This is a genomic window from Clostridium sp. LIBA-8841 (genome assembly GCF_034439435.1).
In the GTDB taxonomy this organism is placed as follows: Bacteria; Bacillota; Clostridia; order Clostridiales; family Clostridiaceae; genus Sarcina.
The window spans coordinates 52,860-74,511 of sequence record NZ_JAPCKJ010000005.1; the positions used below are offsets into that span (position 1 = coordinate 52,860).

Annotated in this window: 19 protein-coding genes and 1 riboswitch; of the genes, 4 read left to right on the forward strand and 15 right to left on the reverse strand. The window is 29.4% G+C overall.

The genetic code is table 11. The features are described from left to right. Nucleotides 1–34 precede the first annotated feature (34 nt). The 3 genes from OIF33_RS13305 to nrdG all read right to left on the reverse strand — a co-directional run bounded on the left by OIF33_RS13305 (nt 35) and on the right by nrdG (nt 2,904). Entirely contained in the window at nt 35–1,516 is a 1,482-nt protein-coding gene (locus tag OIF33_RS13305; protein ID WP_322504747.1) for a leucyl aminopeptidase, read from the reverse strand. 193 nt (nt 1,517–1,709) lie between these two features. Beyond that, on the reverse strand, nt 1,710–2,261 hold the full coding sequence (locus tag OIF33_RS13310) for a YcxB family protein (RefSeq protein WP_322504748.1): 552 nt from the start codon (nt 2,259–2,261) through the stop codon (nt 1,710–1,712). 133 nt (nt 2,262–2,394) lie between these two features. Continuing rightward, on the reverse strand, nt 2,395–2,904 hold the full coding sequence (gene nrdG / locus OIF33_RS13315; protein ID WP_322504749.1) for an anaerobic ribonucleoside-triphosphate reductase activating protein: 510 nt from the start codon (nt 2,902–2,904) through the stop codon (nt 2,395–2,397). Nucleotides 2,905–3,012: 108 nt separating this feature from the next. On the opposite strand from nrdG, the gene OIF33_RS13320 reads away from it, so the two are divergent. Then, a complete protein-coding gene (locus tag OIF33_RS13320) occupies nt 3,013–3,621 on the forward strand; it encodes an HD domain-containing protein (RefSeq protein WP_322504750.1) in 609 nt (202 codons plus the stop codon). Between the two features lie 56 nt (nt 3,622–3,677). Here OIF33_RS13320 and OIF33_RS13325 read toward each other — a convergent pair whose 3' ends face one another. The 6 genes from OIF33_RS13325 to OIF33_RS13350 all read right to left on the reverse strand — a co-directional run bounded on the left by OIF33_RS13325 (nt 3,678) and on the right by OIF33_RS13350 (nt 13,365). Continuing rightward, a complete protein-coding gene (locus OIF33_RS13325) occupies nt 3,678–5,033 on the reverse strand; it encodes an MATE family efflux transporter (RefSeq protein WP_322504942.1) in 1,356 nt (451 codons plus the stop codon). A 419-nt stretch (nt 5,034–5,452) separates the two neighbouring features. Next, nucleotides 5,453–6,448 carry an isocitrate/isopropylmalate dehydrogenase family protein gene (locus tag OIF33_RS13330; protein ID WP_322504751.1) on the reverse strand — a complete coding sequence of 332 codons (996 nt, stop codon included), beginning with the start codon at nt 6,446–6,448 and terminating at the stop codon, nt 5,453–5,455. 18 nt (nt 6,449–6,466) lie between these two features. After that, nucleotides 6,467–8,386, reverse strand: a complete 1,920-nt coding sequence (locus OIF33_RS13335; RefSeq protein WP_322504752.1) for an aconitate hydratase — start codon at nt 8,384–8,386, stop codon at nt 6,467–6,469. Nucleotides 8,387–8,494: 108 nt separating this feature from the next. After that, the gene (nifV, locus tag OIF33_RS13340; protein ID WP_322504753.1) at nt 8,495–9,640 is read right to left on the reverse strand and encodes a homocitrate synthase; all 1,146 of its coding nucleotides are present in this window, start codon (nt 9,638–9,640) and stop codon (nt 8,495–8,497) included. Between the two features lie 138 nt (nt 9,641–9,778). Continuing rightward, nucleotides 9,779–10,771, reverse strand: coding sequence for an adenosine deaminase (gene add / locus OIF33_RS13345; protein ID WP_322504754.1), 993 nt, complete (start codon nt 10,769–10,771; stop codon nt 9,779–9,781). A gap of 156 nt (nt 10,772–10,927) precedes the next feature. Continuing rightward, nucleotides 10,928–11,027: riboswitch (purine riboswitch) on the reverse strand. Between the two features lie 220 nt (nt 11,028–11,247). After that, nucleotides 11,248–13,365 carry an anaerobic ribonucleoside triphosphate reductase gene (locus OIF33_RS13350; RefSeq protein WP_322504755.1) on the reverse strand — a complete coding sequence of 706 codons (2,118 nt, stop codon included), beginning with the start codon at nt 13,363–13,365 and terminating at the stop codon, nt 11,248–11,250. 259 nt (nt 13,366–13,624) lie between these two features. On the opposite strand from OIF33_RS13350, the gene OIF33_RS13355 reads away from it, so the two are divergent. From OIF33_RS13355 to OIF33_RS13365, 3 genes are all read left to right on the forward strand, one after another. Next, nucleotides 13,625–14,692 (forward strand): DUF3048 domain-containing protein, encoded by a 1,068-nt coding sequence (locus OIF33_RS13355; RefSeq protein ID WP_322504756.1) that lies wholly within the window; start codon nt 13,625–13,627, stop codon nt 14,690–14,692. 286 nt (nt 14,693–14,978) lie between these two features. After that, nucleotides 14,979–15,824, forward strand: coding sequence for a DegV family protein (locus OIF33_RS13360; RefSeq protein WP_322504757.1), 846 nt, complete (start codon nt 14,979–14,981; stop codon nt 15,822–15,824). 2 nt (nt 15,825–15,826) lie between these two features. Continuing rightward, on the forward strand, nt 15,827–16,282 hold the full coding sequence (locus OIF33_RS13365) for a PadR family transcriptional regulator (protein WP_322504758.1): 456 nt from the start codon (nt 15,827–15,829) through the stop codon (nt 16,280–16,282). 42 nt (nt 16,283–16,324) lie between these two features. Here OIF33_RS13365 and OIF33_RS13370 read toward each other — a convergent pair whose 3' ends face one another. From OIF33_RS13370 to OIF33_RS13395, 6 genes are all read right to left on the reverse strand, one after another. Continuing rightward, a complete protein-coding gene (locus tag OIF33_RS13370; RefSeq protein WP_322504759.1) occupies nt 16,325–16,513 on the reverse strand; it encodes a ferredoxin in 189 nt (62 codons plus the stop codon). A 143-nt stretch (nt 16,514–16,656) separates the two neighbouring features. After that, complete coding sequence (locus OIF33_RS13375; protein ID WP_322504760.1) at nt 16,657–17,511, reverse strand: Mrp/NBP35 family ATP-binding protein; 855 nt, start codon at nt 17,509–17,511, stop codon at nt 16,657–16,659. Between the two features lie 20 nt (nt 17,512–17,531). Then, nucleotides 17,532–18,371 carry a hypothetical protein gene (locus OIF33_RS13380; RefSeq protein ID WP_322504761.1) on the reverse strand — a complete coding sequence of 280 codons (840 nt, stop codon included), beginning with the start codon at nt 18,369–18,371 and terminating at the stop codon, nt 17,532–17,534. Then, nucleotides 18,361–19,131 (reverse strand): prolipoprotein diacylglyceryl transferase, encoded by a 771-nt coding sequence (locus tag OIF33_RS13385; protein ID WP_322504762.1) that lies wholly within the window; start codon nt 19,129–19,131, stop codon nt 18,361–18,363. The genes OIF33_RS13380 and OIF33_RS13385 overlap by 11 nt, the downstream gene beginning before the upstream one ends. 102 nt (nt 19,132–19,233) lie before the next feature. After that, nucleotides 19,234–19,815 (reverse strand): hypothetical protein, encoded by a 582-nt coding sequence (locus OIF33_RS13390; protein WP_416173362.1) that lies wholly within the window; start codon nt 19,813–19,815, stop codon nt 19,234–19,236. Nucleotides 19,816–19,957: 142 nt separating this feature from the next. Continuing rightward, on the reverse strand, nt 19,958–21,598 hold the full coding sequence (locus OIF33_RS13395; protein ID WP_322504764.1) for a hypothetical protein: 1,641 nt from the start codon (nt 21,596–21,598) through the stop codon (nt 19,958–19,960). Between the last annotated feature and the right edge of the window lie 54 nt (nt 21,599–21,652).

Here is a 21,652-nt window from a genome sequence, read left to right on the forward strand (position 1 = left end):
TAGTTTAATATTAATAGAATGATTATTTATTATACTATTGGCATCTTTTATTTGCTAATTCATATAATGTTCTAACACCGGCACCTGTACCGCCTACTGGACAATAATCTCCTTTTTTATCAGAGAATGCTGGTCCTGCTATATCTAAATGTAACCATGGTTTATTGTCAACAAATTCACCAATGAATAAACCAGCTGTTATTGTTCCTGCATATTTTCCACCTATATTTTTCAAATCTGCTATGTTTGATTCTATAAGCTTATTGTAATCTTCAAAGCTAGGCATTTGCCATACCTTTTCTCCAGTTTCCTTTGCAGCTTCTCTTAATTCCCCATAAAATTCATCCTTGTTAGTTAATACAGCTGTAACATCTTCACCTAAAGAAACCACAGCGGCACCAGTTAAAGTAGCTACATCTATAACCTCACTAGCTTTTTCTTTTTCTATAGCATAAGTTACAGCATCTATTAAAGTAAGTCTTCCCTCAGCATCAGTATTTAAAATTTCTATTGTCTTACCAGCCATAGAACCAATTATATCTCCTGGCTTATATGCATGACCTGATATTAAGTTTTCACAAGCAGCAACTACAGCTATTACATTTATTTTTAGATTTTTCTTAGCTATAGCACTTATAGCTCCTATAACAGCAGCAGCGCCTCCCATATCAGCCTTCATTGTAACCATTCCTGCATTAGTTTTTAAAGAATATCCACCTGAATCATAAGTTAATCCCTTTCCTACTAATGCTAATCTATTATCCATATTATCTCTATCACCAAAATATCTCATTACAATAAGTCTTGGTAGATTATCTGAGCCCTTTCCTACTGATAAGAAAGATTCCATTTTTAATTCCTCTATTTGTTTTTCATCAAAGACTTCAACTTCAAAGCCATATTTTGAACCTATATTTTGAACTTCTTCAGCTAAAGTCTCTGGATACATCTTGTTAGCAGGTTCATTTACTAAATCTCTTGCTAAACAAGTAGTTTCTGAAAGTAAAATTGCTTCACTAACAGCTTTTTCACAACGTTCTATATCCTCTTCTTTAATGTTATGTCCACCAATATGAATAGTGACATCGGCCTCTTCTTTTTTATTACTCTTGTATTTATTAAATGTATATGATGATAAAGCTAATCCTTCTACCATTGCTTTTAAAGTATCTTCTATTCCTATATTATCTACTGAATCAAATCTTAAGAAAACACTTTCACTCTTCAATCTCTTAATCTCATTTACGACTTTACCAAAGGCTCTTCTTAATTTTTCTTTAGTTAACTCTTTTGATTTTCCAAGACCTAATAAAATTACATCTTGTATATCCTCATTAGTCATTCTATTTATACTGAATATTTCTCCATAAGCTCCTTTAAATTGGCCTTTTTTCTTAAGTATATCTATCTTACTGTTAATTTCTTCATTAGGTATCTTTGTTTCATCTTCAAAATATGGGATTAATAATGCATTTGTTTCTGTACACTTTGTTTTCTTTACTAAAAAATTATACATTTATTTTCCACCTCTTTAAATTTTTATAATTAATATATCACATTTGTTTTTAATAATCTATTTTTAATATATATCTAAAGTTAAAAAAAGTATGTAACCTAGATTACCAGATTTAATATAAAGGCTCTTTTTTAAATCAACACTCACTAAAAAAAGAATCAATAAAAAAAAAGCTTAACTATAAAGTTAAGCTTTATGCTAATCCAATAATAGATAATATACGTTCTCTAACATTATTTCTATCATTATTTATTTTGTTTAAGAAGGAAACACGCTCTTCACTATTTCTGAAAGCTTCCTGTGGAATTGAAATATAATCAATTGAAGATATAAATATATATATATTTCCCCTAAAAGAAGAAATTTCTCTTATGATTTTCCATGGATACATTCTTTCTTCAATTCCTTCATTGTATTTTATTTTTAACCCATGACTCATAACCTCAACTGTACACTTACCAAACATGTTTTTACTCTCTAGAAAGTTTACTTTTTCATTTATACTTTCCTCTATTATCTTTCTATTTTTAATATTGCATATTATAGAAAAAATAAGCCATGCTAGTAAGGTAATTGCATAAAAACTATTGTTAAGATTTTTACTAGCCTTAATGAACACCATGGTCATTACAAATACAAATACAGCTCCTAAGATCTCAAACAAAATCCATATGAAAAATTCTCTGCTTATAAATTCTTTTCGACACTTTACAAATTCATTTTTGCCTAAAATAAATTCTAACATATACGCTTTCTACTCCCCTTAAGCAATCTAATTCTCAACTTCCCAATATTTATATAAATAATTTTACCATAGCTTTTTCGCATAAACTATTATGAACATATTACAATTGAAGTTTTTTACAAAATCTTAATTCTTAAAATTCCAGTTCAATTATTCTTCCTTCTTTTAAACTTTTTTTAACGTCTATTATTCTTTGATTTGAAGAACCTCTAAATTTAAGTCCATCTTCTTTATTATCTATTTCAAATTTTCCATCAACCAATACATCTATATTCTCTAAAAATTCTTTCCACTTATTAAACTCATCAGCCTTTTCTAATAAGTGTTCAAATCTATATCCAGTATAGCTCCAAACATTTAATCCAAAGTCTTTAGCTGCCTTAGCTATATATATGAACTTATTAGCTTGTTCTAATGGATCTCCACCACTAAATGTTACTCCATCTATAAAAGGATTTTCTGATAAGTCTTTTATTAATTCATCTATGTCCATTTCCTCACCACCATTAAAGTCGTGAGTATCTGGATTAAAACATCCTCTGCAATTATGTCTACATCCTTGTGAAAAGAAAACTCTTCTTATTCCTGGTCCATTTACTAAACTCTCATAGGCGATTCCTGATAATCTAATGGTATTACTCATAAAAAATTACCTCCTGCTTTATTATATGTTCCTTTTTTTTAATTTAACTGTTTAAAAATGCTTACTATTGTTAATTATTAAAATAAGTATTTAATTAGGGGGTACACAATGAATAATCAAAACTTATTTTTAAAAATTGAGAAGCATTTATTAGAGGATAATAAACCATCCATATTCTTAAATCAAATTAAGGATGAAGAATCATTTAAAAATTCTTCTTTTAATATTTTCAACCAACTTAATAAAGAAAATCAAATCGACCAATCTAATCCTTGGACTCATACATTAAATGTAGTAGACCTAGCTTCAAAATACAAAGATTTATCTAACGACCCAAAAGCTTTTATGTGGTCTGCATTCTTCCATGATATTGGAAAAGCGAGAACTTTAAACCCAATACACGATAGAGTTGGAGGAGAAATAACTAGAAGAATCCTTAGAGAATATAGCGATGATGATACTCTAAATGAAAACATAATAGCACTAGTAAAGCATCATTCTGCACCGGCTTTTGTCCTAAATAGAATTTCATATAGCATTATAGATTTAATAAATACAACTGATATTCATGATGTGGCTTTATTATCCTTATGCAATAAATTAGGCAATATACATTCTCAAAAAAATAACTTAGAAACTTATCTTTTGGATAGCAATAAATTTCTTCAAGTCATGTCTAGTAAAACCTGTGTTACATTCAAAGAAATCATAATCTAAAAAAAGGGTTATATTAATAGAATCTTACTTTGAAACTATTAATATAACCCTTTTATTTATACAACTATTAAATTATCATCAACTTCATTTTTTTCGATGTCACTTATAACATTCTTTATCCACTTTCCAGACTTTAATCTTACTAACTCAAATATTATTTTTAAAAATTCTTCTGTACATATTAAGAAATAGACTCCATAAATAGGTAATGAAAATACAGTAGCACCTAAGAATGCCATAGGAACAGCATAAAGCCATATAGTTCCGCATTGAACTAGCATAGAATAAGTTGTATCTCCGCCACCTCTAAAAACACCAACAATCATAACCATATTAAAAGCTCTTATTGTGAAGAATAATCCTATTACTCTTAAAACCTTAACTGTATCTAAATAAGTACCTTGACTTACATTGAAAGGCTTAAGTGCTAATGGTGCTGTTATCCATATTAAAACTCCTAAAACAAATCCAACACCAACAGCTATAATAGCTATATTTTTAGCATATTCTCTTGCTATCCCCTCCTCATTAGATCCTATTTTATTTCCTATCATTATTGATGAAGCCGTAGCTAATCCTATTAATAAAACCATAAACATGTTATTTAAGGTAGTAGCTATTTGCATACTGGCAACAGCATTAGTTCCTATCCTAGCATAGGCAATAGAATAAGCTGTCATACCTAGTGACCATATAATTTCGTTTGCTATAACAGACCAAGAAGTTTTAAAATAAATTTTTACAAAGTTAAAATCAAAGGATATAAGTTCATTTAACTTTAATGCTACTTTATTCTTTCTAAAGTAAACAAAAGAAACTATAAATATCATTTCAATTAATCTAGCTATTGTAGTTGCTAAAGCAGCTCCACTAACTCCCATAGGTTCAAATCCTAGGTTCCCAAATATAAATACCCAATTTAAAAATGCATTTATTAAAACCCCAACCATACTAGCATACATAGGAACTTTAGGTTGCTCTGTACTTCTTAAAGCTGAAGAATACGCTTGAGTAAAATTAGTAAAAATACAACTTATAGCAACAATCTGTAAATATCGCGCTCCTAATTCTATTACTCCCAAATCATTAGATAGAATATTCATTATTTCATAGGAAAAAAATCCAGAGCCTAAAGCAAAAATAGTTGATACTATAAGTCCAATAGATATATCTAACCCTAAAACTTTTTTTATATTTTTCAAATCTTTCTTACCCCAAAACTGAGACATAAAAACGCTAGCTCCAGCATTTATTCCAAGAATACATAGTGTAAAAATAAATATATATTGGTTTGCTAACCCAACAGATGCTATAGCTTCTTCACCTAGTTTACCTACCATTAAATTATCAACTAAATTTAATGATGATGTAATAAAACTTTGTATAGTAATAGGAACAGCCATCATTATCATAGTAGATAAAAAATCTTTATTTTTAAAAGCTTTAACCAAAATTAATCCCCCTTTTTTAAAACTACATAAAAAAATAAAAGCAAATGGGTAGTCTTTAGCCGCCCATCTGCTTTTAAATCCTATTTATTGTCTAATAAATAAGGTCTATAGTCAATATGATTCCATACTTATTCACATTACTTTAAAATATTTATAATTAAAACCTTTAGCTACCCAAATTTTTACTGGAATCTCTCATAGTTTTTATTGTATAATATACATCTCACTGTAATTTTCAGTGAAAGTACACCAAATTACTAACAATAATACGTTCAAAAAATTATCCACAGAATATTTTTTTGAAACTTATCCACAGTTGTTAAAATAAAAAATAATCCACAGCCAATTAAAATTTATTTGTCTGTGGATTATTTTCAGTTTTAATTCATATTTCTTATAATTTCATTTCCAAATTCTTTAGTAGAAGCACTTCCACCTAAATCAATAGTTAAAACTTTTCCTTCCTCAAAAACCTTTGTTAAAGACATTTCTATTTTTTCCGCATATTCATATTTTTCTAAATATCTTAACATCATTATTGCTGATTGAATTAATGCTGTAGGATTAGCTAAATTTTTTCCTGCTATTTGAGGTGCGCTTCCATGCACAGCTTCAAAGACTGCAAAGTCATCCCCAATATTAGCTCCTGGAACAATTCCTAATCCTCCAACTAATCCTGCACACAAATCTGATAAAATATCTCCATAAAGATTTGGCATAACTAAAACATCATATTTATCAGGATTTAATACTAAATTCATAGCAGCAGCATCAACTATTAAATCCTCATGCTCTACTTCGTTCTTTTCACATTCTTTTCTAAACACATCTAAAAATAAACCATCAGTTAGCTTCATAATGTTAGCTTTGTGTACACCTGTTATTTTTTTTCTCTTGTTATCTTTAACATATTTACAAGCAAAATTAACTATTTTTTCACAGGCGCTCTTTGTTATTATTTTTATGCTCTCTGCGCCATAATCCCCTAGCTTATGTTCTATTCCTGCATATAAATCTTCAGTATTCTCTCTAACTATAACTAAATCGACATCTGAATACCTTGACTTTATTCCTTTAAAGCTTTTTACTGGTCTTAAATTAGCATAAAGATTTAATTCTTGTCTTAAAGTCACATTTACACTTTTAAATCCGTATCCTATAGGCGTTGTTATTGGGCCTTTTATAGCTACCTTATTTCTTTTTATTGATTCTATAACTTCTCTTGGAAGAACTTCTCCAGAGATTTCAATTTGCCCTTCGCCAGCTTGTACTTCTTCCCATTCTATTTCTGCACCACTAGCACTTACAACATTTTTCATAACCTCTACTATTTCTGGTCCTATTCCATCACCTGGTATTAAAGTTACTCTATTCATAAATTCTTCCTCCTTAAATTATCTTCTTCTCTTATGATAATTTATTTTTCCACCGGCTTTTATGATTTCTTTTTCTTCTTTCGATAAATTTATCTGAACAAGTATCTCCGTATTTTTAGTGATATTTTTAACTTGTAAAACACCATTTTCTAAATTATTAAAAATATCCTCAATAATAAACTCATCCATTAACTCTATAGAATCGTAATCTTCTTTACTACTAAACTCCATAGGGATTATTCCACTATTTATTAAGTTCGCCTTATGAATTCTAGAAAAGGATTTAGCAATAACTCCTTTTACTCCAAGATATAGAGGTGCTAATGCCGCATGTTCTCTACTTGACCCTTGTCCATAATTCTCCCCAGCTATTATAAAACCACCATTATTTTCTTTAGCTCTTTTAGGAAAATCTTCATCAATAGTATTAAAACAATACTCAGATAAGTATGGTATATTACTTCTAAAAGGAAGCAACTTAGAGTTTGAAGGCATTATGTGATCTGTAGTTATATTATCTTCAACCTTCAATAAAACTTTTCCACATATTTTCACTTCAAGCTTTGAGTTAACAGGAAAACTCTTTATATTAGGTCCCTTTATAATATTTTCACTCTTATCCATAGAAGGACTTAAAATCATACTATCATCTATCAAGAAATTGTACTCTTCTTTCTCTTCTAAGTTTATATTTAACTTTCTAGGATCTGTTAAAACTCCTTTTAAAGCTGAAACTGCCGCTACTTCTGGACTAACTAAATAAACCTTAGCTGATAAAGTTCCACTTCGTCCATAGAAATTTCTATTAAAAGTTCTAAGTGAAACTTCATTAGTTCCTGGAGATTGTCCCATTCCTATGCAAGGACCACAAGAATTTTCTAATATTCTAGCACCAGAACTTATGATATCTCCTAACGCTCCGTTTCTAGAAATCATCTCCATAACTTGTCTTGATCCTGGAGCAATAACTAAACTTATATCCTTGTTAATTTTTCTTCCTTTTAGTATTTTAGCTACCTTCATTAAATCTTCATAAGAAGAATTTGTGCAACTACCAATAGCAACCTGATCAATCTTTATTTCTCCAACATCTTTAACTTTTTTCACATTATCGGGACTATGTGGAATTGCAACTAAAGGCTCCAATTCACTTAAATTAATTGTCATTTCTTCATCATAAAAAGCATCTTCGTCTGCTTTTAATTCACGGTAGTCCTCTTCTCTTCCTTGTTTTCTTAAAAATTTTAATGTATTTTCATCACTTGGGAATATTGATGCGGTTGCTCCAAGTTCTGCTCCCATATTAGTTATAGTGGCTCTTTGAGGAACAGTAAGAGTATTCACACCATCACCAGCATACTCATATATTTTTCCCACTCCACCCTTAACAGTTTCTATCCTTAAAACTTCTAAGATTATGTCCTTTGCAGAAACCATGTTCTTAAGCTTTCCTGTTAAATTAACTTTACAAACCTTTGGAACAACTATTTTATATGGTTTTCCTGCCATAGCTAAAGCAACATCTAACCCTCCTGCTCCAATAGCTAACATTCCACATCCACCTGCTGTTGGCGTGTGACTATCCGACCCTATTAAGGTTTCTCCTGGACATGAAAATCTCTCTAAAAAAACTTGATGACATATTCCATTACCAGGCTTTGAAAAATGAATCCCATATCTATTAGCAACAGTTTTTATATACTTGTGATCATCTGCATTTTCAAACCCTTGTTGAAGCATATTATGATCAACAAAAGCTACACTTCTCTTCGTCTTTACTCTATCTATATCTAAAGCTTCTAATTGAAGATATGCCATAGTTCCTGTAGAATCCTGAGTTAAAGTTTGGTCTATTTTTATTCCAATAAAATTTCCTGTTTTAAGTTCGCCTTCTACAAGATGAGTTTTTAATATCTTATAAACTAAATTATCCCCCAAATTTATTCCTCCTCTTTATTTATTGCTCATTTTAAAATATTTTTATCTTTAAAAATATAAATATATTTTTTTACTGATGCCCCATTTATTTATCAATAAAAAAATTTTCTATTTAATACAATAATCTTTATAAAGTTGTACTATTTCTTTGTCAAATAAGCTTCTCTTCAGCATTACTGAAAGTTCTCTAACCTTTTCTAAAAGACAACTTGCCTCTCCTTCTTTTAGAATAATTCCATACTCTTTGAACTTATTTACCAAAGCTGCTTTTCCAGAATGTTTACCTATGACTATTTGTCTTTGTAACCCTACTTCATCTGGATTAAAAGCTTCATAAGTTTTAGGATTTTTAAGAGCCCCATCTGCGTGAATACCTGATTCATGTCTAAACATATTATCTCCAACAATAGCTTTCCATGCAGGTAATTGTCTTCCTGAAGCCTTAGATACATATTCTGATACCTCTTTAAACATTTCTGTTTTAACTCCAATATCATATCCATGAACATATTTTAAACCCATAAGCACCTCTTCTAAAGCCGCATTTCCAGCTCTTTCTCCAAGACCATTAACCGTAACTCCTATATGATTTGCTCCCCCTAAAATTCCAGCTATAGCATTTGCTGTGGCCATTCCAAAGTCATTATGAGTATGCATTTCTACATCAATATTAGTATTTTTCTTAATCATTTCGATCTTTTCTCTTATACTAAATGGATCCATAACTCCAACAGTATCACAATACCTAAATCTATCTGCTCCAGCCTTTTTAGCTTCCAATATAAATTGACAAAGGAAATCATCATCTGCCCTTGATGCATCTTCTCCATTTACAGAAACATATAAACCATTTTTCTTTGCAAACTCTACAGAATTAATCATATTTTCTAAAACCCATTCTCTAGAGCTCTTAAGCTTATGCTTTATATGGATATCAGATACAGAAATAGATATAGCAACTGCATCAACTCCACAATCAATAGATTCTTCTATATCCTTTTTATTTGCCCTATTCCAGGCCATTATGCTTGGTTTAAGATTTTTCTTACATATTTCCTTAATAGCCTTTTTTTCATCTCCTCCCATAGTTGGAATACCAACTTCTAATTGATCAACGCCTAGTTCACTTAACATACTTGCAATTGTAATTTTCTCGTGATTAGCAAAAACAACACCTGCAGTTTGTTCTCCATCTCTTAATGTAGTATCAACTATATAAATCTTTTCTCCAGTATTTTTATCTATAACCGCCAAATCAATTTCCCCCTTTCATTTTTAAAGAGTATCTTATCACAGTGATAAAGCTTTTTCTATATACTCTCATAATAAAAATATTTATATGTTTAAACTAAAAAAAGATGACTAAAAGTCATCTTTTTTAATTTCATATAATTATATAGCTAATTTTAATTGTTCTTTTAATTCATTTGTGCAGAAAGAAGCATCTACACTATCTAAATAAATCTTTTTATAGTCTTCAAAATCTATATTAAAAGCTTTATCTACATTTTCAAATTCTTCAGTAAGAGTTATATTAGAAACTGTTCTATTATCTGTACTTAAGTTAACTTTTATATCATCCTTATGATATTTATAGATAGGATGTTCTTCATATTTAGCTACACCCTTTGTATCTATATTACTCTTAGGACACATTTCTAATGTTACTCCCTTATTTTTAACTAAATTATACGCTTCCTCATCATTAAATATAAATAATCCATGACCTATTCTCTCGGCACCTAAAAGTTCAATGGCATCTCTAACATTTTTTCCGTAACCAGTCTCACCTGCATGTATTGTAACTCTAAATCCAGCTTCTCTAGCCACCTTCATTACTTCTTCATAAGGTTTAACGAAGTTTTCTAATTCACAACCAGCTAAGTCTATAGCAACAACACCTTTTCCTATGAATTTCTTACCAGCCTCAATAACTTCATAAACACTATCTACAGAGTGATGTCTTAAGCATGATAATATTACATTACCTCTTATATCATAAAGCTCCTCTGCTTTTCTTATTCCTTTTATTACACTAGATATTACCTCTTCTTGAGTCATGCCTTTTTCTAAGTGGAATAATGGAGCAAATCTTATTTCTATATACTTTACATTTTCTTTGTTTGCATCTTCCATTAACTCAAATGCTACTCTTTCTAGATTTTCTGGTCTTTGTAATATACTTACAGGAAGATCAAATCTCTTTAAGTAATCATCTAATGATTCGCACTCTTCTGGAATAACTAATAATTCTTTTACCTTATCATAATCATAGTTATCTAATTCAATTCCTTCTTTTTTAGCTAATTCAATTGCTGTTTCAACTCTTAATGATCCATCTAAGTGACAATGTAATTCTATCTTTGGTAAATTTAATAAATTCATTTAAATATCCTCCATTAACTTAATTATTTATCTTATTATTCAATCTATAATTTCATAACATAAAAGCTTAGCTTTAATTTTATTTAATATCAAAGAATTTAATATTTGAAACTAATTTAGATAAAAAATTCAAAAAAAAATTCTTGATTACGAAGAAAGCAAATAGGCTTTCTTCGTAATCAAGAATTCTCGGTTCTTGGTAGAAACCCCCAATCCATATCATTAGGGTTATACGAAGTAACGTTTATTTTTATTTATTTTACCACATAAAAATTTATAGTCAATAATATTTTGTTAAATTTAAGACAATTCCATTTTAAACATAAAAAAGAAAAATCTATACATATATTTTAAGATTTTCTTATTTTATAAAATTTATAATCCTATAACGGTTTTTAAACTAAATAATACATCTTCAAAATATAAATTATAGATTTTTCTATTTAAAACTTGCCTATATTCCTATTATAAAAGCATTAAACGCAATGGTAAGCTTTTTTATTACCTTCTAAGTGAGAACATCTATCTTCTCTTTCTTGGTATTTTCCTGGACCAAATCTTTCATCAAGACTTAGGTATCCAGTAACTCTTGATACTCCTTGAATATCTTGACTTCCACAATTAGTACATTTGCACTCATTGTTGTGAAGATATGTTCCACAGTTTTTACAGTATCTTATATGGAAGTTAATACCCATATAACTTATATTAGTTTCCTTATAAGCATAGTTAACTATTTTCATTATAGTTTCTGCATTTGGACAATCATCAACTTCTATATAACTAATATGTCCACCATTACATAATTTATGATATGGTGCTTCTATATCAATCTTATTTTTTATTGATATTGGACAATAAACTGGAACATGATAACTATTAGTGTAGTAATCTTTATCTGTTACCCCTTTAATAATTCCAAAAGCCTTTTGGTCTTGCTTTATAAATTTACCTGATAAACCTTCTGCTGGTGTAGCATAGCAACTCCAGTTAAGTTTAGTTTCCTCAGCTAATCTATCACAATATTCTCTTATTCTTTCAACTATCTTTAATCCTAGCTCTCTAGCTGCCTCATCTTCACCATGATGCTTTCCTGTTAAAGCTATTAAAGTTTCCGCAACTCCTATAAATCCAATTCCCCAAGTTCCTTGCTTTAAGATTGGTTCGATTGAATCATCTGGTCCTAAGTTTTCTGCACCTTTCATTAATCCTTGACCTGCTACGAAAGGTAGATCCTTAACTCTTAAGTTCTTAAGAACTCCATATCTATGCATTAAAGATTCTTTAGCTATTCTTAATCTATCATCTAATAGCTCAAAGAATTTATTAATGTCCTTCTTTGCTAATATTCCAAGTCTAGGAAGGTTTATAGTTGTAGGGGCTATATTCCCTCTTCCTTTACATCCTGGCTCACCATTAACATTTTTCATAAGATAAGTTCTACATCCCATAGTTGCTGGCATATATCCTTTATCATAATATTCCTTATTAAAGTCCGCATCGATATTCATGAAAGTTGGATTCATTCTTTTAGCTGCTACTCTACATGCTAATTCATATAAATAGAAGTATGGATCTTCAGTTTCTCTATTTACACCTTCTTTTACTCTAAAGATTATGTTAGGGAATATTGGTTGTTCTCCTCTTCCTAACCCTTTTTCGTATTCTAATAAGAATATTTCACAAACTAAAGCCGCATCTTCATTATATGGTATTCCTAAGTTTAATGAACTAAATGGAACTTGAGATCCAGCTCTTGAATGCATTGTATTTAAGTTATAAACAACACCTTGCATTGCTTGGTGTACTCTTTCTCTTAATTTCTTCTCTACTAATTCATCTAACTTAGCACCTTCTAAGCCTAAACCTATATACTCTTCTCTTATTTCTTGTCTTGTAGGCTCTACAAACACACTCATATCATTATCAAAGTCTGGGTGTGATTGACCTCCAAACATATCATTTTGAGTTGATTGTAATAAAATACATGATAATTCCGCTGCTGTCTCTATTCTTCTTGGTGCATTAATAGTTCCGTATCCAGTGTTAAATCCACTTTGTAATAACTCACCAGTTGGTATGTGTAAGCAGTTTGTAGTTAAGTTATAACTATCTAAATCATGATAATACACATCTCCATTTTCATGAGCTTTTGCTAATTCTTTAGGCATTGTAGCTAAGTTATACCATTTGTTAGATTCTGAAGCTATTCTTAAAAGTTTTGATGAGAAGTTATTTCCTACGTTAGCATTATCTCTATCTGTCTCTACTCCGATCTTACTTATAGCTTTCATTAAATCTGATTTAATCTCTCTAACTTTTGTTCTTTCAGTTCTATATGCCTTATATGCTGTTGCTACTTTATTAAACCCATTATCTCTTAAAGCTTTTTCTACTAATACTTGAATTTCTTCAACAGTAACATCTGTCTTACCAGACATCTCTATATAATTAATTACCTTCTGTATAGTATCTAAAACTTGACTTTCTCTTATTGTAATACCAACTTCATTGGCCGCTCTCTTTATAGCATTTGCTATTTTATCCGCATTAAATCTTGATTCTCTACCGTCCCTTTTCACAACATGTAGCATTCTTACTTCCTCCACTCCACTATATCTTGTACTCGAATCATTATACTCTACTATTAGTAGTTATGCTAATTTTTAAAAATCCTTATACTTAAAAAATTACTTATTATCTCCCTTTTTTCTTCTTTTTCTTAACCTATATTCAATTTTTCTTTAGTTGACATTAGTAAAAACTTATTCACTACTTCTCCATATGATGAATAATATTCCATATAATGTAACATAATAAATATATGAAATTTAATCCATAGGAGGTATTTAAATGAAAAAAATCACCTTAATTTCTTTTCAATTAATAATAAGTTTATTAATTGGATTATTTCTTGGGAATTTAATAATGCCCTTAAAAACTTCTGAAAAAATAGATACATTAAAAAAGATAGATTCAGTAAAACTTACATTTAACGAGGAAGATATAACTAATTATAATTCTGAAAATATATCTTTAGAAACTTTAAGTCCATATACAGGTAATATATTAGAATCAACCTCAATTGATAATATACCTTTTATATGTATAGTTGAAAATTCTAGAGAAGCTCGTCCACAAAGTGGACTTTCTGAAGCTGATATAGTTTATGAAACTATGGCTGAAGGTGGAATACCTAGATTCCTAGCTGTCTTTTATGAGAATTCTCCTGAAGTTATTGGTCCAGTTAGAAGTGTCCGTCCATACTTCTTAGATATATCTAAAGAATATGATTTACCTTTTGCTCATTGTGGTGGAAGTGCTCAGGCGTTAGCCACTATATCTAGTGATGATTCCTTAAACAGTATAAACGAGATAGCTAATGGAAGTGCTTTCTGGAGAGACAATACAAGAAAGGCACCTCATAACCTTTATACTTCTGCTAAAAATATAAGAAACTTTATTTCACAAAAAGATTATAATTATTCAAAAGATAATAACTTAGAATTCATAGATAATGCTCTTCTAGGTTCTTCAAATTATATATCTGAAATAGATCTTAACCTAAGTAATTATTATAATACATCCTATAACTATGTAGATGGATTTTATGAAAAGTATATGGATAAAGAGCTTTCTACTGATAAAAATACTGGAGAACCTTTAAAATTTAAAAATATAGTGATACAAATAACTGACATGAATGTTCAAGCTGATAATACTCATTTAGACATAGATTTAGTTGGTAGTGGAGAAGGCTATTTATTATCTAATGGTAGAATGGAGAAAATCCACTGGAAAAAAGAAGATTCTGATAGTAAAACTATATTAAAAACTGAAGATAATACTCCCGTATACCTATCAAGAGGTAATACTATTTGGCATATAGTAGACGAAAAATCTTCCATATCTTTTAAGTAATTTTATAATTAAGTTCATAAGTAAACCGTTTTCTCTATTAATAATCTGTTTTAATATATTATTAACAGATTATTTTCTCTTTGTACCATTATCAATATTGATAATGGTATCACTATTGATATATAATGCATTTAAAGAGAAAAATAAACTTAATTCTCACAGATTTAAATATCTGCTGGATTTTAGTAGAAATTATCTAAGGATACTAACTTGATATAAAGCCATTTATAAAATGAATTATTTTTAGGTTAGTAACTATACGATAAAATGATTGGGGGCATATAAAATGCAAAAAATCGCTATAATAACAGACAGTTCTTGTGACTTAACTATAAATGAAATAAAAGAATATAACATCAATATATTACCATTAAAAATAATATATAAAGACAGAGAATATAATGACATTTTTGATATAACACCAGATCAAGTTTATGAAAGTTTACATGTTGAAGTTCCAACAACTTCGCTATGCAGTCCTGATTATATAAACTCAGTATTAGATAAATTAGAAGCAGAAGGATATACTCATATAATAGGTATATTTATCTCTAGTGCATTATCAGGTACATTTAATGCTGCTAGATTAGTTATTGAGGAACGTACTTCTATCAAATCTTATTTATTTGATAGTAAGATAATAGGATATCCTTTAGGAGCTATAGTTTTAAAAGCTGCTGAGCTTGTTAAAGAAGGAAAAAGCTTTGAAGAAATAGTTGCAGCACTTCCAAGCATAAGAGAAGCTACAACAGGTTACTACACTCTTAATACATTAGAATATTTAAGACGTGGTGGAAGAATAGGTAAGGTTTCTGGAACAGTTGGAGACTTGCTTCACTTAAAACCAATAATATCAGTTGATGAACATGGTGCTTATTGTACTATTGCAAAGGCAAGAGGAAGAAAGCAATCATTAAAGAAGCTTACTAGCATAATTTTAGAACATCTTGATGAAAGTAAATGCGATATAGCAGTTCTTCATGGTATGGCAGAAGAAGAAGCTAACCAAATTCTTGCTTCAATAAAAGATCATCCTAATCTATTAAATTCTCAAGTAAGAGAAATAGGTGCTGCTATGGGTGTTCATGCTGGACCAGGAATGGTAGGAGTTTCAATTCAAAAGGAAATTTAATTATGTATAATGATGAATTTATAAAAGCTGAAGAAAAACGCCTTTATGATGAATATAAAAAACAGGTAGCTAATCTGAAAAAAGTACAAAAAGAAAAAGATGCAGTAGGACAAGTCTTTACTAAAGGACTTCTTCCTATATACGCCTTATATATACTTAGTATTAAGCCTACCAATGGAAATGATTTAGCTCAAAAAATTGGTGAACAGACTAATGGTCTTTGGATTCCTAGCACAGGAGGTATTTATCCTCTACTAAAAAAACTAGAAAAACAGGGTTTTGTAGTAGGTATGTGGGACGATCCCAAAAGAAAAATACAAAAAGTATATTCTTTAACACCAGAAGGTTTCAAGGAATTTGAAGAAAAAAAACATCTACTAAAACCTAAAATAAAAGAAGCTTTAGAAGTTTTCAAAATAATATATTCACATCTTTATAATGAAACGGAAAGATTCTAAAAGAGAAATCATCTCTTTTAGAATCTTTTGTTTTTAATAGTATTATTCAGCTTTAATAGCTGCTACTGGACAACTTTCTTCTGCTTCTTGTGCTGCATCTTTACTATTTTCTGGTACTTCATCAACAATTGCATGTGCTTTTCCATCATCATCCATATCAAAAACATCTGGAGCTATTGATGGACATAATCCACATCCAATACATGTATCTTTATCTACTACTGCTTTCATTTTTGTTTCCTCCTTAAAAATTTATTTTAACAATAATAGTATTCTCCAAATCAAATATTCTATTACTATTTACCATAATAGAATCTAAAATCTTTTTAAAAAAATAGAGATATAACTCTAGTGAGTTATATCTCTTATTTTTATTAATATAAACCTTCAAATATTAATGAATATAGTGAATTTTCAGCAACATAATCTTCTGCTTTTCCATTCTCTAAAGCTTCAGTTAAATCTACGTTTATTGGTAATTCTCCTATTAAAGGAAGACCTAAATACTCAGCATGCTCTTCTGAAGATTTTTTGCTAAATACTTTCATCTTCTTACCACAATCACACTCTATGTAAGCCATGTTTTCAACTACACCTCTTACATTGACATTCATTTTATGAGCCATAGTAACTAGTTTCTTAACTATCATTGATACCATGTCTTGAGGCGTTGAAACTATTATTAATTCCTTTATAGGGAATGTTTGCATTACTGTTAATGTTATGTCACTTGTTCCTGGTGGCATATCTATTAATAAATAATCTAACTCTTCCCAATCAGTATCTTTAAACATTTGATTTAATACCCCTGTAACCATTGGGCCTCTCCAAATTACAGGATCATCTTCAACTTCCATAAGCAAGTTCATTGAAATTACTTTTATACCTAAGTCAGTTTTTACAGGAACAAATTTAACTTGTTTTCCTTCACTGTCCATAGCAATTATATCTGCTCTTTTTTCATTTATACCAAAGAATCTTGGCATTGATGGACCAGTTATATCAGCATCTAAAACACCAACTTTATATCCCTTTTTAGCTAATTGAGTTGCTAATATTCCAGTAACAGTCGACTTACCAACTCCACCTTTACCACTTATAACTCCTATAACATTTTTAATGTTTCCATAGTTAGTTCCTAATTTTGCTGGTACTGATGAATTACATCCTCCATCTTTACTAGCTGAACTACATTTATCTTTATTTGCACAACTTGCACAACTTCCCATAAGAAAACTCCTCCATTCTTTTAGCTATCCCATTCCTTTTGAACATCTTGCCATTTGTCATAAACATTAATGTCCCAAGAGTTTTTATACACTCCATCTACATAGAATTTTTTCTCTGAATGAGTTTCTTTATTCTCAATCGTTATTATAGTTCTAAACATAGTAGAAGTGTAACCATAATTTCTTACAGTAACTATTATATCAAAATCATCCCTATTATGGTTCATTATTGAAGCATTTGGTACTATTTGTTTTATTTCTTTTTCAAAATTTTCAATATCTGCTGATAACATATACTTTGTACAATCTCTATCTCCAAGTATATCAATACCGACTTTAGCATTATCTTTATTTAATTCATCCTTATCTTTTTCTAAAACCTTAAGCACTGAATCATAATATATTTCATCAAAAGCTCTAGGCTTTCTTATTACTTGCATATTTTGCATTAAATAGTTATCTAATCTCTTAGATATTCTGTAAAAATGATCATCGTTATAGAAGTTACCTTCTCCATTATTTTTTACCCCTGTTACATAGTAAAAAGTTTTAACTTCATCTCCAACATGGATTTCAAAAATATAATCTGGAGGTAAGTCAGTCTTCTTGTTAACAACCTCAGCTTTAGATAACATACTATATATATTATCTATTACAGATTTTTCTTTAACCAAAAATCTGAATCCAGGGTCTCTTGTACTTTGAATAACTATTTTATCAACTTTATTTTCTTTTATATATTCAAAGTCATTATTTTTACTTCCCCAAAATTTGGTGGTCATTTCTTTAGCTGAACATCCAACAATGCCTAATCCTAGAATTAAACAAAGTACTATTAGAATCAATCTTTTATTTTTCACTTGTTTCTTTTCTCCCTTTTAATTTATTTATATTATATAGTGCTATCCCTCCTATTAATATAAATATTGATATAAATTGAGATGTTGATAATGCTCCTACATTTCCTCTAGGGTCATTACGTAAAAATTCTACAAAAAATCTTCCTATACTGTATATTATCATATACATACCAAGAGTTTTTCCCTTTTCCTTATTTCTATTACCATACCATAGTAAAAATAATGCTAATGCAAAATCAAAAATTGATGAAAAGATTTGTGTCGGATATAATGGCACTCCAGCTGGTGCTAATGAACCGTCTGGGAAAACTATACCTATAGCACTTGAAGTTTCAGCACCATAACAACATCCTGCGAGCAAACATCCTATCCTTCCAAACCCTTGAGCTAAGGCTAATCCAGGCACTATTAAATCTCCAAGTTCTAATATACTCCACTTATTTTTTATACAGTATATTGATATACCTAAAGCCCCTCCAAATATAGCTCCATAAATTACAAAGCCATTTCCAAAATCTTTAAATATCATGCTTGGATCTTTAATAACAAGTTGCCATTCAGTTATTATGTACAGTATCTTTCCTCCTAAAATACCTGAGATCACTGTTAATATGGTTGCATTGAATAATTTATCTTCGTTGTAACCTCTCTTAGTACCCAGCTTTAATAATAATAATACTGCACAGATTATGCCTATTCCTATCATAAATCCATAACTGTAAATCTTCAAGCCAAAGATTTCCCCTAAAACAATCCTCATAAATTCCTCCAATATTTATTTGTAAATTTAAAAGAGAAGCATATTAATATGCTTCTCTTTTAAATTTAATTATAATACTTATACAAAGCCAAATCAAATTTTCTATTGGCTATGCTTTAAACTATCAATTATAGCTTTATATATAATAGAATAATCTTCTTTATGCTTACTTTCACTTGCACTAAATAAGACCTTCACAACTTTATTCTCATCTAACTCTTTATAATAAATTGTATTTACGTAAATTATTCCTTTATCATTTTTTTCTTTAAAAACTACCTTTTTTACAAGCTCATTATCAATCTTTTCATCAGTTATTACATAATCGCTTACATTATCATTGTTTAGTTTTTTCTTATCATCTTCAATCATTTTTCCTAGATCTTCATTAGAATTTAATATTTGCACATATCCCCATAATCCCATACTATCACTTGTAAAATTATTATCATAAATAATATAATTGCCCGGATATTTCTTTTCTTCAACATCCCAACTATCAGGTAACTTATAAGTTAAAATACCATCAAGGGCGGTATATGTATTTAGCCCTTCAATATTGTTATTTATTAATGCAACCTTTTCTAAGTTTCCATTAAACATATTTTCTCCAGTAACTAATATTAACATAAGTAAAATTAGTATTAAGGTTATGCCTAATTGTTTTTTGTTCAAAAAAATCACCTCTTTTCCAATTTGACTAAAGTCTATATTTAAAATATATTCAATCCTTATATAAAAATTACTAAATAAAAGAATAATATTACATAAATAAAAAACTGTTTATATAGCTTTTTATTTCTACATAAACAGTTTCTAATCTAAATTATTTCATAGGAATTACTACAGATGAACTTTCAAAATCATAGAACATCATCCAATAGCCATTTTCTTTATCCTCATGTTCGTCCTCATATTTACCCCAACGTTTATCATCATATTTATCCCATGTAACAAATCCAGTTCTACCTCCATAAGGTTGATCCTCTCTATCCTTACTTCCTGGAATAGCATATAGCATATATTTTATCTTGCCATCTTTATCACACTTTATTCCGAAGAAGAAGTGCCCTGACCTACTTATATAAGGATAGTAATTTATCATAGGATAATACATCATGGTATATTTATTATAGTTTGACATATCGCACATATCATCAAAGCTATTCACATCCACTTTATACCATGCACACCTCTTGATATCCTCTGCAAATCCTGGAACCATTTTGCATCCTTCTAAGGCTCTCATTAATGCTTCTCCTATAGGACTATTGAAATCAACTTTATAGGTATCATCTTCTTTTTTCTTACACTCTCTAAATTTAATATTTTCTATTTCATTTTCATATTTTAAGAATCTTTGTTCCATTTCAGAGAATTTTCGCTCTCTTTCATAAGGTTCACCTTCATAAGATTCACATTCATGCTCTAAATCTACTTCACTTATAAATCCATCACAATCACACTTTTCTTTATCCTCGTGTTCTTTCTCTTTACATCTAAATTCATTATCTTTATCTCTCCACTTTTTCTCTTTATCTCTCCATTCCTTCTCTTTTTCTTGCCATTCTTTTTCTTTTTCTTCCCATTCTTTCTCTCTTTCTTGCCATTCTTTCTCTCTTTCTTCCCATTCCTTCTCTTTATCTCTCCATCCTAGCAATTTCTCTTTTTCCATTTCTTTTTGTTTTTTCATCTTCTTTTCTTTTTCCATTTCTTTCTGTTTTTTCATCTCTTCTTGTTTTTTCATTTCTTCCTGCTTTTTCATTTCTTCTTGCTTTTTCATTTCTTCCTGCTTTTTCATTTCTTCCTGCTTTTTCATTTCTTCCTGCTTTTTCATTTCTTCCTGCTTTTTCATTTCTTCCTGCTTTTTCATTTCTTCCTGCTTTTTCATTTCTTTTTGTTTTTGCATCTCTTTCTCTTTTTCCATTTCTTCACAGGATTTACTCTTATACTTATCTTCTTTCATGCTAGGATATTCTTTTTTAGTTTCTTCTTCCTTCTTATGTTTGTCATAATGGGCACATTCTTTACCTGCAACCATTTTAATCTCGTAATTCTTCCAATTATCCTTTGGCATTTGATTATTTAAAAATCCACACATAAAGAATACTGTTCTACCATTAATATCTTTTCCAATAGCTGCACCAACTATTTTGTCATAAGATATATTTAATCCCCCTATGTTGATAGAATCATATTCTAAACTCATTTCAGCCTTTCCCTGTTGACTTATGTTCATTGGACCAAGATTTATATTCTTTTTAAAATCTTTTTTGTTACAAATAAGCATCATGTAACAATCCTTGTATTCTTTCTTTAAATTCTGAGCATAAAAAGAAACCTTACATTTATCACTCTTAGTTTCTATCTTGGCATATCCAGTTAAAGGCTTGTCTGAAGCCATAGAATGTCCTTTTTCATCTTCTTGTAATATTATAAAACTTCTATATGATTTATTATGTGCCAATTCTCTGGTCCCTCCAATATAATTTTATTCTCTACAGTATATGAATAAATAAAA

What these genes read in the sequence shown, in the direction of transcription:
- OIF33_RS13305 (WP_322504747.1), bottom strand. Translation starts at nt 1,516, where the DNA reads ATGTATAATTTTTTAGTAAAGAAAACAAAGTGTACAGAAACAAATGCA.
- OIF33_RS13310 (WP_322504748.1), bottom strand. Translation starts at nt 2,261, where the DNA reads ATGTTAGAATTTATTTTAGGCAAAAATGAATTTGTAAAGTGTCGAAAA.
- nrdG (WP_322504749.1), bottom strand. Translation starts at nt 2,904, where the DNA reads ATGAGTAATACCATTAGATTATCAGGAATCGCCTATGAGAGTTTAGTA.
- OIF33_RS13320 (WP_322504750.1), top strand. Translation starts at nt 3,013, where the DNA reads ATGAATAATCAAAACTTATTTTTAAAAATTGAGAAGCATTTATTAGAG.
- OIF33_RS13325 (WP_322504942.1), bottom strand. Translation starts at nt 5,033, where the DNA reads ATGATAATGATGGCTGTTCCTATTACTATACAAAGTTTTATTACATCA.
- OIF33_RS13330 (WP_322504751.1), bottom strand. Translation starts at nt 6,448, where the DNA reads ATGAATAGAGTAACTTTAATACCAGGTGATGGAATAGGACCAGAAATA.
- add (WP_322504754.1), bottom strand. Translation starts at nt 10,771, where the DNA reads ATGAATTTATTAAATTTACCAAAGATAGAATTACATTGTCACTTAGAT.
- OIF33_RS13350 (WP_322504755.1), bottom strand. Translation starts at nt 13,365, where the DNA reads ATGCTACATGTTGTGAAAAGGGACGGTAGAGAATCAAGATTTAATGCG.
- OIF33_RS13355 (WP_322504756.1), top strand. Translation starts at nt 13,625, where the DNA reads ATGAAAAAAATCACCTTAATTTCTTTTCAATTAATAATAAGTTTATTA.
- OIF33_RS13360 (WP_322504757.1), top strand. Translation starts at nt 14,979, where the DNA reads ATGCAAAAAATCGCTATAATAACAGACAGTTCTTGTGACTTAACTATA.
- OIF33_RS13365 (WP_322504758.1), top strand. Translation starts at nt 15,827, where the DNA reads ATGTATAATGATGAATTTATAAAAGCTGAAGAAAAACGCCTTTATGAT.
- OIF33_RS13370 (WP_322504759.1), bottom strand. Translation starts at nt 16,513, where the DNA reads ATGAAAGCAGTAGTAGATAAAGATACATGTATTGGATGTGGATTATGT.
- OIF33_RS13375 (WP_322504760.1), bottom strand. Translation starts at nt 17,511, where the DNA reads ATGGGAAGTTGTGCAAGTTGTGCAAATAAAGATAAATGTAGTTCAGCT.
- OIF33_RS13385 (WP_322504762.1), bottom strand. Translation starts at nt 19,131, where the DNA reads ATGAGGATTGTTTTAGGGGAAATCTTTGGCTTGAAGATTTACAGTTAT.